The sequence below is a fragment of the Methanobrevibacter sp. genome, assembly GCF_017447225.1.
In the GTDB taxonomy this organism is placed as follows: Archaea; Methanobacteriota; Methanobacteria; order Methanobacteriales; family Methanobacteriaceae; genus Methanocatella.
Window position 1 is genome coordinate 14,604 of sequence record NZ_JAFSNZ010000081.1, and the last position, 14,808, is coordinate 29,411.

General features: G+C 35.3%; 14 protein-coding genes and 1 tRNA gene. 1 reads left to right on the forward strand and 14 read right to left on the reverse strand.

Translation table 11 applies throughout. From position 1 onward, the window contains the following. Nucleotides 1–6: 6 nt before the first annotated feature. The 14 genes from IJQ68_RS07895 to IJQ68_RS07960 all read right to left on the reverse strand — a co-directional run bounded on the left by IJQ68_RS07895 (nt 7) and on the right by IJQ68_RS07960 (nt 13,958). The gene (locus IJQ68_RS07895) at nt 7–2,268 is read right to left on the reverse strand and encodes a DHH family phosphoesterase (RefSeq protein WP_292798962.1); all 2,262 of its coding nucleotides are present in this window, start codon (nt 2,266–2,268) and stop codon (nt 7–9) included. Nucleotides 2,269–2,278: 10 nt separating this feature from the next. Beyond that, a complete protein-coding gene (locus IJQ68_RS07900; RefSeq protein ID WP_292798964.1) occupies nt 2,279–2,779 on the reverse strand; it encodes a hypothetical protein in 501 nt (166 codons plus the stop codon). A gap of 92 nt (nt 2,780–2,871) precedes the next feature. Next, entirely contained in the window at nt 2,872–3,237 is a 366-nt protein-coding gene (locus IJQ68_RS07905; RefSeq protein ID WP_292798966.1) for a desulfoferrodoxin family protein, read from the reverse strand. A gap of 48 nt (nt 3,238–3,285) precedes the next feature. Beyond that, on the reverse strand, nt 3,286–3,660 hold the full coding sequence (gene nifU / locus IJQ68_RS07910; RefSeq protein ID WP_292798968.1) for a Fe-S cluster assembly scaffold protein NifU: 375 nt from the start codon (nt 3,658–3,660) through the stop codon (nt 3,286–3,288). An 11-nt stretch (nt 3,661–3,671) separates the two neighbouring features. Further along, a complete protein-coding gene (locus tag IJQ68_RS07915) occupies nt 3,672–4,856 on the reverse strand; it encodes a cysteine desulfurase family protein (RefSeq protein WP_292798970.1) in 1,185 nt (394 codons plus the stop codon). 28 nt (nt 4,857–4,884) lie between these two features. Continuing rightward, nucleotides 4,885–6,183 (reverse strand): O-acetylhomoserine aminocarboxypropyltransferase/cysteine synthase family protein, encoded by a 1,299-nt coding sequence (locus IJQ68_RS07920; RefSeq protein ID WP_292798972.1) that lies wholly within the window; start codon nt 6,181–6,183, stop codon nt 4,885–4,887. A 255-nt stretch (nt 6,184–6,438) separates the two neighbouring features. Then, nucleotides 6,439–7,779, reverse strand: coding sequence for a cysteine--tRNA ligase (cysS, locus tag IJQ68_RS07925; RefSeq protein ID WP_292798974.1), 1,341 nt, complete (start codon nt 7,777–7,779; stop codon nt 6,439–6,441). A gap of 34 nt (nt 7,780–7,813) precedes the next feature. After that, nucleotides 7,814–7,885 (reverse strand) — tRNA-Cys (locus IJQ68_RS07930). 70 nt (nt 7,886–7,955) lie between these two features. After that, nucleotides 7,956–8,333, reverse strand: coding sequence for a transcriptional regulator (locus tag IJQ68_RS07935; RefSeq protein ID WP_292798976.1), 378 nt, complete (start codon nt 8,331–8,333; stop codon nt 7,956–7,958). Between the two features lie 11 nt (nt 8,334–8,344). After that, complete coding sequence (gene cysE, locus IJQ68_RS07940; RefSeq protein WP_292798978.1) at nt 8,345–9,043, reverse strand: serine O-acetyltransferase; 699 nt, start codon at nt 9,041–9,043, stop codon at nt 8,345–8,347. A 130-nt stretch (nt 9,044–9,173) separates the two neighbouring features. Beyond that, nucleotides 9,174–10,121, reverse strand: coding sequence for a cysteine synthase A (gene cysK / locus IJQ68_RS07945; protein ID WP_292798980.1), 948 nt, complete (start codon nt 10,119–10,121; stop codon nt 9,174–9,176). 122 nt (nt 10,122–10,243) lie between these two features. Further along, nucleotides 10,244–10,867, reverse strand: coding sequence for an endonuclease III (gene nth, locus IJQ68_RS07950; RefSeq protein ID WP_292798982.1), 624 nt, complete (start codon nt 10,865–10,867; stop codon nt 10,244–10,246). Next, complete coding sequence (gene aroA, locus IJQ68_RS07955; RefSeq protein WP_292798984.1) at nt 10,867–12,183, reverse strand: 3-phosphoshikimate 1-carboxyvinyltransferase; 1,317 nt, start codon at nt 12,181–12,183, stop codon at nt 10,867–10,869. Before aroA ends, nth begins: the two co-directional genes overlap by 1 nt. Before the next feature lie 74 nt (nt 12,184–12,257). Beyond that, entirely contained in the window at nt 12,258–13,958 is a 1,701-nt protein-coding gene (locus IJQ68_RS07960; RefSeq protein WP_292798986.1) for a hypothetical protein, read from the reverse strand. Nucleotides 13,959–14,055: 97 nt separating this feature from the next. Here IJQ68_RS07960 and IJQ68_RS07965 point away from each other — a divergent pair, with 97 nt between their 5' ends. Continuing rightward, nucleotides 14,056–14,619: a sugar O-acetyltransferase gene (locus IJQ68_RS07965; RefSeq protein WP_292798988.1), complete on the forward strand. Its 564-nt coding sequence runs from the start codon at nt 14,056–14,058 to the stop codon at nt 14,617–14,619. The last annotated feature ends 189 nt before the right edge of the window (nt 14,620–14,808 follow it).

Below are 14,808 nucleotides of genomic sequence, written 5' to 3' on the forward strand. Positions count from 1 at the left end.
CATAATTTATAATTTGGATAAGGATTTAACCTCATTAACTATTTCTGATAATATCTCTTCACCCAATCCCTCAATATATTTTACAGAACCGGCACATTCATGTCCTCCACCATCTACACCTGCTGAAGGTACTTTAACGGCTAAATTTGAAACTATATCATTTACATTAAATCCGAACTCTGCATTAACCGCATCAGTGGCTCTGAATACACCGAAATCAGGGCCATGCCCTAAAGTCACAATTGGTTTATCCTCTCCGATTTCATGCAGCATCCTGTCATGGACAAAACCGCATGTTTTTCCAGGGGCAGGGAAAGTGAACTTATGAGCATATTTTTCAACATCAATAATATTGAAGTAAATTCCGTTTTCAAACTGTGTGCTTTTAATGTTCGGAAGCACCGCCTTAAGCTGAGTGTCAATTCTTTTCTCATATTCTTTATATAAAGCATCAATCATCTTATAATGCTTATCGAAATTATCTACCGCCAGAATTGTGTCCATGATTCCTCTACCATTCATGAATCTTAGGAAATATGATTCAAAGTCTATACATTCTGCAACTTTTGCCAAATGCTCTTTAGTGAAGTCTTTCTCATAAGCAAGTTCCAGATATTGGTAAACTTCACCACATTCGGCACGGTCTCCCAATGCAGCAATGGCAGGCAAATGCTGAATCAGCTGCTTAACATCAGGATTGATGATGTGAGCAACCTCTGTTGCCAATGCACCTGCAGTCAGCTGTGAGTCTCCTCCGACAAGATACGGATTAACATGAGTATCAACGTATTCATCTACAGCAACAGTTGCATTCATAATTTCACCGTCTTCCTCTTCAACTGTCAATAAATCTCCAGGAGAGTGGTGATCGATTACAACAACTTCAATATCATAGATTTTGGCCTGCATAAGTGCAACAATATCCTCTTCTGTGGAACCGTTATCCAATAAGACAATTAAAGGTAATTTCTGACCGTGTCTTTCCTGGTCTTCCAAAGCAAATGATAAATCTTTTACAACATCTTCAAGTTCGTAAAACGGAGCTTTGGATGGAGAACGTTTGAAATAATAGTATTGCGCATCATTGCTTGGATTAATTTCTTCAATCAATGGAACAACTGCTTTTTCCATTGCAACTCCAGCACATATTCCGTCAGCGTCATTGTGATGTCTGAGCAAAATTGTTCGCCCGTCAAGAATTGCCCTTCTGATTTTACGTGCAGCTTCCCTCATCTTAGGTTTAAGTTTGTTTAAAATATCACTTTTGACCAAGAAATCAACATCTTCAGGTTCAGCTTTCTCATTTAATGCATCGTCAATTAACTTATGTAATTGCTCTTTTTTAGAACCGTCAAGTTTTACCATTGAAGATGACTCGATTTGTGTCTTTCCACCGTGCTGATTAACGTCACCAATGATTTCAACGGCATCACCTTCAGCAATGTCAGGATATGCCCGGACTCCAGCTTCATCAAAAGCAGCGACTTCAGTAACCCCGCTTTCATCAGTGATTGTGAAAATTGTCGGACCGGAAGTCTGCTGAACCTGTAGAACCTCACCGTCAATTCGAACCATCTTACCCATCTTGCTTTCCAAATTATCGATAACAGTTCTTTTAATAGATTTTGTTAATTTAATGAGCCTGTGATTTCTGACATATGCCGGAGCAAAGTCAATTTTGCCTTCCCTTGACTTGATGGATGTGATAAATACAATTACCTCTTCACCTACAGAATATCCTGAGACTTCGCCTCTCATCAATCCCCAGACATTATTGTTCAGGCTGATGAAGGCACCATACTTTTCAATTCTTGTGATTTTACCTTTGTATAGCTTATCACGATCCATATCCCTCATTTCACATAAAGGATCCAATACATAGACATCTTTTACTTCATTTTCACGGGCACGACGTTTTTCTTCTGCTTCTTTTTTCTCTTTACGTTTTGCTCCGCATTCAGCACAGATATCATATTTTTCATCTAAAGGCTTGCCGCAGTCACGACAGACATTAACCTGGCCTGTACCTCCACAATATTGGCAATCCTCATAAACTTCAACCTGACCTTTTCCATTACATGCTTCACATGGAATATCCTGTTCTGCACCTAAATCAAATTTAGCTCTAGCGTTATTATTTACTCCTTTAAAATGATTTCCAACATCAAAAGAATCTTCTTCATAACCTGTTCCTCCACAGCTAGAGCATTCCTTGTAATCTACAACAACAGATCCAGAACCATTACACTTTGGACAATTTTTTTTCAATTTAAAAACCTCATTTAAATAAATCCGGATTATCTTTAACCAAGTCATTTCTGACTTTTTGGAATTCTAAAGCGTCATTCATTAATTCATTAGCTTCATATGCATAACTGTTACCTGTACCATTCTGATAGCTTTCAAAATAATCTATTGATTCCAACAGGTAATCCGTAGCGTTCATTTTAAGCTTCAACTCTTCCAACAAAGTATTTACATAACTCTTATAAACATCATCAGTAGTTGACGTGAAATTCTCCTTAATGCTGGTCAACTGAGAAATACTTTTATTAAAATTGTTTGACGCCGAAATAGCTTTATTCCTTGATTCATCATAATTTTTATCATTTAACAAGTCAACAGCTTCATTATAATCTGAATCTCCCGCAGCAATACTTTCACTGATATCCGGCATGATTTTATTGACAGAGCTTTCAGTATTATATAAATAAATAACGGAAGCTGAAAAAACAATTAAAATAACTATAAAAATTATTACTTTAGTATAATTTGACACATTATACTATCTATAAAAAGATATTATTAAAAGTTTTTATGAGAAAAAAAGTTAAATAAAAAAAGAAAATTTTAAGAAATAAATCTTAAAATCTATTCGCTGGACCAGAGTCCGTGCAAGTTACAGAATGCGTATGCAACTATACCATCAGTTGAGTTAACAGTGAAGGTTGCTTCTGCAACATCTCCTGGTTTGAAGCATTTTGCGTATTGTTCAGCACCTGCTTCAACAACAACAAACTGAATGTAGTGGTCATCATCCATTGGGTGAGCTGCTTCACCGACTTTTACGGTTACTTTGTCACCGTCGATTTCTACTACAGGTTTGTGTTTAGGTGATTTTTCACCTTCAGTTTGAACAGGGAATTCAAACATGTGATCGTTACATACGTTTTCATCGCCTTCAGCTAAAACTTGGATAATACTTCCGCATTCGTTACATTTTAATATTTTTGCCATAATAAACATCTCCTTATTTATTATAGTAATGTATAACTTTAAAAGTATTTAACTCTGATGGGTTTCGTAATAGTTTTCAATAGCTGCCTGAAGACCATCAGCCGCAAGGTTTGAACAGTGCATTTTGACTGGTGGGAGCCCATCCAACTCTTCAGCTACATCATTACGGGAAATCTGTAAAGCTTCATCCAATGTTTTTCCAACGGCAATTTCAGTAATCATACTGCTGGTAGCAATAGCTGCCCCACAGCCGAATGTCTGGAAAGAAATGTCTGCAATCTTATCATCTTCAACTTTGATGTAAATTGTCATTAAATCCCCACAGGTCGGGTTTCCGACTTGACCGACACCGTCAGCATCTTCCATTGGCCTACAGTTTCTTGGGTTTGCAAAATGATCCATTACTTTATCACTATAATCCATATTAACCACTCCTATTTTCTTCCTACAATAGCATTATAATCTAATTCATTATTCCATAAAGGTGACATTTTCCTTAATCTTTCAACAGACTGAGCAATAGCTTCAACAAATTCATCCACATCAAAAACATCACTTTCAGGAGCAAGTGATATTCTTAAAGAACCGTGAACATCTACAGGGTCAAGTCCCAAAGCAGTTAATACAGGGGATGCTTCAAGAGTTTTTGATGAACAGGCGGAACCTGTAGAAGTCTGATATCCTTTTGAATCTAAAAGAAGTATTAATGATTCACCTTCAATAGCTTTAAATCTGAAATTGATTACGTTAGGTAATCTTTGGTCTCTGTCACCGTTCAAATAGGATTCAGGAATAGTGTCTAAAACTTTTTCAATGATTTCATCCCTGATTTTGGATAATTTCTCCGCATGTTCGTCTAATTGACTACAAGCAAGTTCAGCAGCTTTTCCAAATCCGACAATTCCTGCAACATTTTCGGTACCTGATCTGATTCCTCTTTCCTGGCCTCCACCGTGGATGAGAGGAACTAATCTGACACCTTTTTTGATATATATTGCACCAACACCTTTTGGACCATTGATTTTGTGTGAAGATACGGACAGTAAATCGATATTCTGTTTTTCAACATCAACTTCCACTTTTCCAAAAGTCTGAACTGCATCTGTGTGGAATAATATATTATTCTCATGAGCAATTTTACCAATTTCTTCAATAGGCTGTAAAGTACCTATTTCATTGTTTCCGTGCATAATGGTAATCAATATTGTTTCAGGAGTTATTGCTTCTTTCAAGTCCTCGATTTTAATGATACCGTTATCATATACAGGCAAATAGGTTACTTTGAAATCTAAAGATTCTAAAAAGTGCAATGTCTCTTTAACAGCAGGATGTTCAATTTCTGAAGAAATGATGTGTTTTCCTTTTTTCTGTAATTTGAATGCTACTCCTTTAATAGCCAAATTATCAGATTCGGATCCGCCGCTGGTAAAGATTATTTCATCTTTTTTTGCATTGATGGAATCAGCTATTCTTTGTCTGGCTTGTTCCAATGCTTTTTTAGATTCACGACCAACTGAATATAATGTAGAAGGGTTACCGAATTCATCTTTTAAATATGGTAACATCTCTTCCAAAACTTCTGAACTAATTTTAGTTGTTGCTGAATTATCTAAATACATCCATATCTCCCCATTTTATATATTATTTTTAAATTTTATCTAAAGCTTGAGTTAAATCATCAATTAAATCATCAGCATCTTCCAAACCAATGGATAATCTGATGAAATCAGGTGTAACTCCAGTAGCTGCTTGTTCTTCAGGAGTTAATTGTTGATGAGTTGTACTTGCAGGGTGAATTGCTAAACTTTTAGCGTCACCGATGTTTGCAAGGATTGAGAATAAATTCAAGTTTTCAATTACTTTTCTTCCTGCTTCTTCTCCGCCTTCTACACCGAATCCTAAAATACCTGCAAAGTGATTTTTCAAGTATTTTTTATTGGTTTCGTAAGTAGGGTGTGATTCCAAACCAGGATAGTTTACCCAATTAACTTTCGGATGGGATTCCAGGAATTTTGCTACTTTCAATGCGTTTTCGGAATGTCTTTTCACACGTACATCTAAACTTTCAAGACCCTGTAAGAATATGAAACTGTGTACTGGTGCTTGAGTAGCTCCTAAATCCCTTAATAATCTTGCTCTTGCTCTTACAGTGAAAGCTAAGTTTCCGAGTTCAGGCACGTCTCCGAATGCATCCCAGAATACTAATCCGTGATAACTTGGATCTGGTTCGGAGAAATTAGGGAATTTACCGTTACCCCAGTTAAATTTACCGGAATCTACAATGTATCCTCCAACAGCTGTTCCGTGTCCGCCAACGTATTTTGTTGCGGATGCTGCAATGACATCAGCACCATGAGCTAAAGGTTGTACTAAACCTACACCGATGGTATTGTCCACGATTAATGGAATATCATGACTATGTGCAATTTCTGCTAATGCTTCGAAGTCAGGAACATCTAATTTTGGGTTACCGATTGATTCGCAGTATATTGCTTTGGTTTTTTCATCAATTGCATCTTCAAATGCCTGTAAATCCTGAGAATCAACAAATTTTACTTCTCTTGCCAAATCTTTGAATGTGTAATCAAATAATTGATATGTTCCACCGTAAAGATTGTCAGCTGACACTATGTTATCACCAGGTTGGGTAATATTTAAGATTGCGTATGAGATAGCAGCAAGACCACTTGATGTTGATAAACCGGAATGTCCACCTTCGATAGCAGCAATCCTAGCTTCAAATACATCACTAGTTGGGTTTGTAAGTCTGGAGTAAATTTGACCAAACTCTTGAAGGGCGAATCTTCTTGCAGCTTCGTCTGAATCTTTAAATACGTATGAAGTCGTCTGATAAATAGGTACAGCTTGAGCTCCAGTTGCCGGATCTGGTTCTTGACCAGCACGAACACCTAAAGTCGCTAATTTATAATTCTTTTCGTTACTCATTAAATTTCACCTTAATTATAATTTTTTTAAAAATATGTCATATGTTATATGACTAATATAACAATAGTTATTTTTAATATATAAATGTTTTGATTAACCTAAATATCAGGTTAAAAAAATAAATAAACACTGTTATATTACAATATAACATAAGTTATTTAATGTATATAAACATTGTTATATTTTTTAGAAAAATGAAACGAAAAATTCAAAAGTCAAAAGAAAAAAAGAAATAGAGATTTTAAATCTCTGAGTTTAGTCGTTTATTTCATAACCTAAACCGATTAGGTCATCACGTATTTTATCGGACAGGTCATACTGTTTGGCTGCCCTTAACTGGGATCTGACATCAGTGATTAAATCAAGCAATTCATCAGAGCCTGCTGAAACCTCTTCCAGATTAAAGTCAATTCCCAAAATATAGGATACATCATCCAAAAATGATTTGATAGCTATTTTATCGTTTTCGGACAATTCAATATTTTTGCAGTCGTTAATCAATACGAATATTGAAGCGATAGCCTTTGGAGTGTTGAAGTCATCATCCATACTTCCAAAGAATTCATTCTTAGCAGCTTTTAAGGATTCCAAATCAGAATCCGCATCACCTGATTCGACATCCAAAGAGGAATAGAATTTCTTAATTTTTTCCAGACTTTTTTCAGACTGGTGAAGTGAATCCTTAGAAAAGTCAATAGGACTTCTGTAATGGGTGGACAATACAAAGAATCTGAATGTGTCCGCATCCCAATCCTCTAACAGTTCACGGATTGTGATGAAGTTATGCAATGATTTTGACATTTTTTCTCCGTTAACATTCAAAAATCCGGTATGCAGCCAGTATCTCACCATTGGAGATTTTCCGCTTACAGCTTCCATCTGTGTGATTTCTGCCTCGTGATGAGGGAATATTAAATCCAAACCTCCTCCGTGAACGTCATACTGTTCGCCGAAGTAGTATTCGGTTATTGCTGTGTCTTCAATGTGCCAGCCAGGTCTTCCGTCACCCCATGGGGAAGGAAATACCGGCTCGTCAACACCATCACGTTTTTTCCACAAAGCAAAATCCTGTTCATTTCTTTTTGTGGTTTGAACCAGCTCTCTGTGGGATTCAAGTTCATCGACTTTACGGTTTGACAGTTTTCCGAATTCCTCGAATTTTTCTATTTCAAAGTAGACTCCGTCTTCACTTTCATAAGCAAAACCTTTGTCTATTAATCTTTGAATTTGGTCAATTATTTCGCCAAGATGATCAGTTGCTCTTGCAAATAAATTAACGCCTGTCACATTTAATTTGGTCATGTCTTCAATGTATCTTTTTTCGAATTTTCTGGCTATATCATGTGCCGGAATTCCTGACTCTTTTGATCTGTTAATGATTTTATCATCAATGTCTGTAATGTTTTGAATGTAAAAAACAGCATATCCTGAATATTCCAGATATCTTTTTATTGTATCAAAAGAGATGTAGGTTCTTCCATGACCGATATGTGCATCATCATAAACAGTAGGACCGCAAACAAATAAGTTTACACGGTCTTTATTAATGGTTTCAAAATTTTCTTTACTACGAGTTAATGTAGAATAAATATCCATAAAAAATTCCTCGAAAAATAAGTTGTATAAATAGAGGCAAGTAAGGGATTTGAACCCCTGTTTCATGGTCTGCAGCCACGCACCTAAGCCACTCGGTTAACTTGCCAATTAAAATTAAAGTATAATAAAATATTAGATTTTAATAGTATATAAATATTACTAAAAATCTCAATATTTCATTGTTTTATCTCAGACCCCATACAAGATTGACAATCTTCACTTAAATCGGCCTTATTAATGCCCAATTGATTTATCACATCTGATGGTTCAACATTCTTACAGATTGAACAGGTTCTTGGAATTAAATCTGCTTTGGTAGATTCGCCGGTAGACAACTCTAAAGCAAAATCCTTAACCATCTGTCTGACATGGTCATCCAATTTGATTCCGCTGCCTCTCTTATCTGTAATGTATTGGGATACTGCAGGTTGAGTAATATCCATAAGTTCAGAAACATCTTTCTGTTTCATCCCTAAATTTAACAATTCTTTAGCTAATTCTGATCTGATAGCAGGTATTACATACCATACGACAATTTCACAAGGCGGTTTCATAAAAATTACTCCTATTTTTTTAGTTTGATTTTATCCAAATCCTCAGTATTTGTATCTTCTGTAAGGCAAATTTCATTTTTCTCAAATAAAATTTTAATATGCTCGTCATTTTCTTTAAGATGTTTTGTTAAAGTGTTAATAGCATCAGCAACAGGGTCAGGCAACTTATTGTGATCCAAATCAACCAAAGAGGTTCTTTTTGATTTGACAATTCTTCCGGGAACTCCAACACATGTTGATTCCGGAGGGACATCCTTCAGCACAACAGCACCAGTACCTATCTTTGAAAATTCACCGACAGTGATATTTCCCATCACTTTAGCTCCAGCGCCAATAATCACTCCTCTTTCAATGGTAGGATGTCTTTTGGTTTTTTGGGTTGATGTTCCACCAAGGATTACTCCCTGATAAATCAATACGTCATCGCCGACTTCAGCGGTTTCTCCGACAACAACACCCATTCCATGGTCAATGAAAACACGTTTACCGAAAGTTGCTCCAGGATGAATTTCGATACCCGTGAGAAATCTAGCTAAATTAGAATTCATCCTTGCAAGAAGCTTAAAAGAATGAGTCCAGAGATAATGGCTAACCCTATGCATTATAAGTGCATAAAATCCAGGATAACATAAGAATATCTCAAGAGTGCTCCTTGCTGCAGGATCCTTATCCTTAATCGCTTGAATTTCACTTTTCAACCTGTCAAACATCAATAAACCCCAAAAGTTTAAATAAATAAAATTTATTCATGGCATAAAAATATTATACCATATGTTATAATTCATTTAGTATTAAATATTTATACACCATGTTATATTTAAATGTTTTTTAGTATGAAGCTTATTCGAACAACCAATCTACAGAGAGATATCTTTCACCGTTATCCGGTAAAATAGCGATGATTCTTTTACCTTTGTTTTCAGGTCTTTTAGCTAATTCCAATGCAGCAAATGTTGATGCACCTGAAGAGATTCCTGAAAAGATACCTTCTTTTTTAGCCAATGCAATTAATGTATTACCCGCATCCTCATTAGCTACAGGGAAAATTTCATCAATTACGTTTTCATCATAAATTGACGGTACGAAACCTGCACCGATTCCTTGGATTTTGTGAGGTCCTTTTTCACCTTTCCCTAATGTTTGGGAGTCTTTTGGTTCGACTGCTACAATCTGTACATCAGGAACTTCTTTTTTAAGGACTTTACCGATACCTGTGATTGTTCCGCCTGTTCCGACACCTGCAACGACAATGTCAACATTTCCTTCAGTGTCTCTTAAGATTTCCTGAGCGGTTGTCTTTTCGTGAATTTCCACATTAGCCTGATTATCGAATTGACCTAAAATAATAGCATCAGGATTTTCATCAGCAATTTCATTAGCTTTTGCAATAGCTCCACCCATCCCTTCACTACCAGGTGTTAATACTATTTCAGCTCCGAAAACTGCTAATAATTTTCTTCTTTCAACAGACATGGTTTCAGGCATTGTTAAAATTAATTTATAACCTTTTGCCGCTGCTGCAAAACCAAGTCCGATACCAGTGTTTCCACTGGTAGGTTCAACAATAACAGAACCTTCTTTAAGTAATCCTTTTTCTTCTGCATCTTCAATCATTGCAACTGCAATACGATCTTTTACGCTTCCAGTCGGATTGAATGATTCAATTTTTACATCTACTTCTGCGTCCAAATCTTTTGTCAAGTTATTTAATTTAACAATTGGAGTGTTACCTATAGCATCAATGACACTATCTAGAACTCCTCTTTTTAATTCAGGTACATTTACCATAGTTTTTATCTCCTAATTTTTATTTTTTAAAAAGGCATAATAAAAGGGTAATTATAACAATAGTTATTTTTTTATAACCAATGTTATATAACATTGTTTTAATATATAAATATTTCTAAAAATCAGCTCCCATCATAGTCACACAAGTAACTGACCGGACACATTTCACATTGAGGAGATGTGGGCTTACAAATATTCTGACCAAATTGTACCATCAAATCATTCAGTTTAATCCATAAATCCTTTGGAGCAATCTTGGATAATTCAATCTCTGTTTCATCAGGATTTTTAGTGTTTACCAAACCCATTCTGTTGGAGATTCTGTGAACATGGGTGTCAACAGGAATTGCCGGAAGCTCAAAAGCAAACACCAGCACGCAGTTAGCAGTCTTGCGTCCAACTCCCGGAAGCTTGACAAGTTCCTCCAAAGTGTCCGGCACTTCACCATCATATTCATCAATCAATATTTGTGAAACTTCCTGAATACGTCCCGCTTTGACACGGTAAAATCCTGCTGGCTTAATCAGTTCCTGAACATCTTCTGTTGGGGCTTCAACAACTTCATAAATGTCTTTATATTTTGCAAAAAGATTATTGGTGGCCTGGTCAGTGTTCTCATCACGGGTCCTTTGAGACAAAATGGTTCTAATCAGTACCTTATACGGATCATGGTCCAGAAAAACCCTAATTTCAAAAACATCATTCAGCTCTTCAACAATTTTGATAATCCTATCTGTTTTGCTCATTATACCAGCTCCAATTCAAAACCGATTTCTGCCATTGCCTCAATAAAATTAGGAAATGACACATCAAATACTTCTCCATTTATGATTCCAATTTCATGTCTTAATCCGACTAAAGAAAATGCCATAGCTAATCTGTGATCACCGCAGGAATCCACAGTTCCTCCGTTAATGCCACCAGTGATGCTCATGCCGTCTTCAAACTCTTCCAACTCACAGCCAAGTTTTCTGAGCTGCTTGCAGGTAGTGTCAATTCTGTCTGTTTCTTTTACACGGGCATGCTTTACTCCAGTGATGTTTGTAGTTCCTTCAGCCATTGCGGCAAGAACAGCTACAGTAATCAGTAAATCAGGAGCATTGGACAGATCAACGTCAATTCCCTTAAGGTTGCCGTCAGAGGATATTTCCACATAATCGTCATGAACTGTTATATCTGCACCCATTCTTTCCAATATTTCCAATATTATCTTATCCCCCTGTTTGGACTTTTTAAACAGGTTTAAAATCTTAGCATGACCGCCATTTATAGCAACAGCTGCAAGAAGATATGATGCAGATGAATAGTCACCTTCAACAGTATACTCGCAGGCATTATAGCACTGTTTTTTCACTTTAAACTCATCGATACGGCAATTCTGATATTCCTTAGCGCAATCCTCATGTTTAATGTAAAAACCTTTTAAGACCTTTACACCGAATTTTTTCATGATATCCAATGTCATGTCAACATAAGGACGGGACTTGAAATCCGGCAACACAAATAAAGTAACTCCTTTTTCAGACAGAGGGGAAGAAATCAGGATTGATGAAATGTACTGTGAACTGACACTTCCGGAGATATTTGTCTCGCCGCCAGCATACCCCGGACTGATTAAAATAGGTGCTTTTCCGTTGTCATTGACGGATTTTGCATCAACGCCAAGATATTTTATGGAATCCATAAGCAAATCCATAGGACGGGTCTGTAAAGACTCATCACCAGTTAAAATAACATCATTATCAGATAAGGCAGATACGCTGGTCATCAGACGCAAAGTAGTGCCTGAATTAGCCAGATCTATTGGTTCTTCACTGGAATTATGCAGTTTTCCGCCAGTACCAACAACTTCCAGACAATCATCATTTTGAGTTATCTTAGCCCCTAACGCTTTACAGACATTAATTGAAGCTAAAGTGTCTTCGGAAAATAGCATATCATATAATTTGGAGGTTCCATTAGCCAGTGACGCTAAAATAACTGCCCTGTGAGAATAACTTTTTGAAGGAGGCGCTTTTACAACACCACCGATATCAGAAATATTTTTTACCTTAAGTTTCATTTTTATCTAAAAATAGTTATGAACTAAATAAATAATATAATTTACCCAAATTTAAAAAAAAGTGTATGAAAAAATCATACAATAGAAAATTTGAAAGGATGAAATCCATTTGCAAAAAATGGAATTTCAACAGTTGAAACAGCATTGTTACAAACAATACTGAATGAATAATTATTAAAATCGAAATTAAATTCCATAATTGACGTTTTCAATGAAACTGAATGATAATTGAAATCAATGAAAAAATTGAAAAATGAATTTTCAATATTTGCACAATTATCCCCAACATCAAAATTAACCAGATATGGCATTTCACAGACATCTGCAAAATCCATGCTTTGATTTAAGGAATATGAATTAATAGAAATGACATTTTCAAAATCATTGAAATTTAAAGTATCCTTCACGAACAGATTCAAATCATTCACTGAAAAATTGAAAGATAACGCCTTCAAATCAATTAGCTCAGCAAATAAGCTAGTTTTCCCGTAACATAGGATAAATTGATAATTTCCATCACAATCCAGTTGAATATTATAATCAATTATGTTGAGCTTGAAATCATCATTCAGACCCGACGACCGCATATTAAATTTTGACTTATTCATCGAAATATCCATTAGAAACTTGAAGAAATCATTAATCTGGCCCGGAATAAATTTATCCAGTGAAAAGAAATTATAAACTTCTTTTAAGATGTTGACTTCAATTATTTCAAAATGCACATAACTGCCAATAGTTTTAAGGCAATTATCTATCAGAATGAATGAATGTTCGCCGAAAATGCTGCCGGTGAAATAGTCATGAATTATTTCATTCTGTTTGTTTGAAATAGAGAATATAGCTTCACCATAATTGGCTTTATTTGAAATAAAATAAGAGTTTTTCACAACCAATGAAGCAGAAATTCCAGTGAATATGGCACCACCATAATCTGCAGAATTATATGCAAAATATGATGAATCAACTTCAAGCAAACCACTATTTTTATAAACGGCACCACCAGCATATGTTGCTGAGTTATTTATTGCAACAACATTAGTCAAATATGAAATAGAGCCATTATCATAAATAGCACCACCATATGATGCTTTTGAATCCTTGAATAGTGAATAAGAAACGTTTAACTTGGAACAATTTGAATATACTGAACCACCTAATTCAATAGCTGTGTTATTATAGAAGTTTGTATTATGAATAATTACCTTGGATGCACTAGCGACATAAACCGCACCACCAGCATAAGTTGCATGATTATTAATGAAAGTGGAATTATCTATATCTGTAAGTGAAGCATAATTTCCAACATTAACTGCACCACCATAATCTCCGAAATTATTCTCGAAAATAGAATTAAAGGCATACAGCTTAGCATTATTCTTTATTGACAGATTATTTAATGTCAAAGAGGATATTGATAGAAATCCCTCAGACACTAAAGAATTGCCCAAACCATTAATAACAGTCATATTTTTTGATTGTCCAATAAGGGTAATGTTTTGAATAGTTATGGATTGATCCAAATTATACTCACCATCGGCAAAATAAACTACAGAACCATCAACAAGTTTATCTGCAGATAAGAACTTATATGGTGAATTCTGAGTTCCATTACCATCATTCAATGATGAAGCATCAAAATAAATGTTATTTGATATCTGATTATCAGCATCAACAGATTGTGAATCCAATGAAGTGACATTATCATTAGCAAAGCTAATTGGAATACAGAATAATATTAAAATTATTATTAGAAACATTATGTATTTTTTCAATGAAAGACCTCCATGAATTCTACATTATATAATATGACAGTTATCGTATAAATAATATTACAATCCATTTAAGTAGATAATTGGATAATTATAATACATGAAAGAAATTGAAAAACTAAGAGCCGGACTTGAATACTGTTTTGATGATGAGGAAGTAGCTGATTTGAAACTTAATGCAGTCAAAAACTGTCAGATATACAATAATATTGATGAAACAGACAGACAAGCAAAATACAATTTTTTAAAAGAAATGCTTGGAAGCATTGGTGAAAATTCAGGAATTGAAAGAGGATTTAACTGCGACAATGGAAAAAACATCTTTATCGGAAACAATTTCGTTGCAAACTACAATGTGACAATCTTAGATGTCAAGGAAGTATATATCGGAAATGACGTGATGATCGGACCTGGCACGACAATAACCACAGTAGGCCATCCGATCAATCCGAACGGAAGAAGAAAAAGACTTGCACAGGCAAGTGAAATTAAAATTGGAAATGACGTCTGGATTGGTGCAAATGTTTCAGTGCTGCCTGGTGTGACCATCGGAAATAATGTTATAATAGGTGCCGGAGCAGTCGTTAATCGGGACATACCGGACAATTCAATGGCCGTTGGCGTGCCTGCAAAGGTAATTAAAGAGATTGAAAAACCCATATAAATACTTTTTGTTATGAGTGAGGACAATATTTATCAGTCAGAACAATATTTATCAGTGAGCTCAACAAGCTTTAAATATGTAAATAATCATAAAAACTAATTGACATCTTAATTGATGTCAAAATATATACCAAAATTCAACATTTAAGTCTAATGGATAAACCATTAGATGAATAGGGTGAGATTATAT

What these genes read in the sequence shown, in the direction of transcription:
- cysK (WP_292798980.1), bottom strand. Translation starts at nt 10,121, where the DNA reads ATGGTAAATGTACCTGAATTAAAAAGAGGAGTTCTAGATAGTGTCATT.
- cysS (WP_292798974.1), bottom strand. Translation starts at nt 7,779, where the DNA reads ATGGATATTTATTCTACATTAACTCGTAGTAAAGAAAATTTTGAAACC.
- IJQ68_RS07965 (WP_292798988.1), top strand. Translation starts at nt 14,056, where the DNA reads ATGAAAGAAATTGAAAAACTAAGAGCCGGACTTGAATACTGTTTTGAT.
- nifU (WP_292798968.1), bottom strand. Translation starts at nt 3,660, where the DNA reads ATGGATTATAGTGATAAAGTAATGGATCATTTTGCAAACCCAAGAAAC.
- IJQ68_RS07920 (WP_292798972.1), bottom strand. Translation starts at nt 6,183, where the DNA reads ATGAGTAACGAAAAGAATTATAAATTAGCGACTTTAGGTGTTCGTGCT.
- aroA (WP_292798984.1), bottom strand. Translation starts at nt 12,183, where the DNA reads ATGAAACTTAAGGTAAAAAATATTTCTGATATCGGTGGTGTTGTAAAA.
- IJQ68_RS07905 (WP_292798966.1), bottom strand. Translation starts at nt 3,237, where the DNA reads ATGGCAAAAATATTAAAATGTAACGAATGCGGAAGTATTATCCAAGTT.
- nth (WP_292798982.1), bottom strand. Translation starts at nt 10,867, where the DNA reads ATGAGCAAAACAGATAGGATTATCAAAATTGTTGAAGAGCTGAATGAT.
- cysE (WP_292798978.1), bottom strand. Translation starts at nt 9,043, where the DNA reads ATGTTTGACAGGTTGAAAAGTGAAATTCAAGCGATTAAGGATAAGGAT.
- IJQ68_RS07935 (WP_292798976.1), bottom strand. Translation starts at nt 8,333, where the DNA reads ATGAAACCGCCTTGTGAAATTGTCGTATGGTATGTAATACCTGCTATC.
- IJQ68_RS07915 (WP_292798970.1), bottom strand. Translation starts at nt 4,856, where the DNA reads ATGTATTTAGATAATTCAGCAACAACTAAAATTAGTTCAGAAGTTTTG.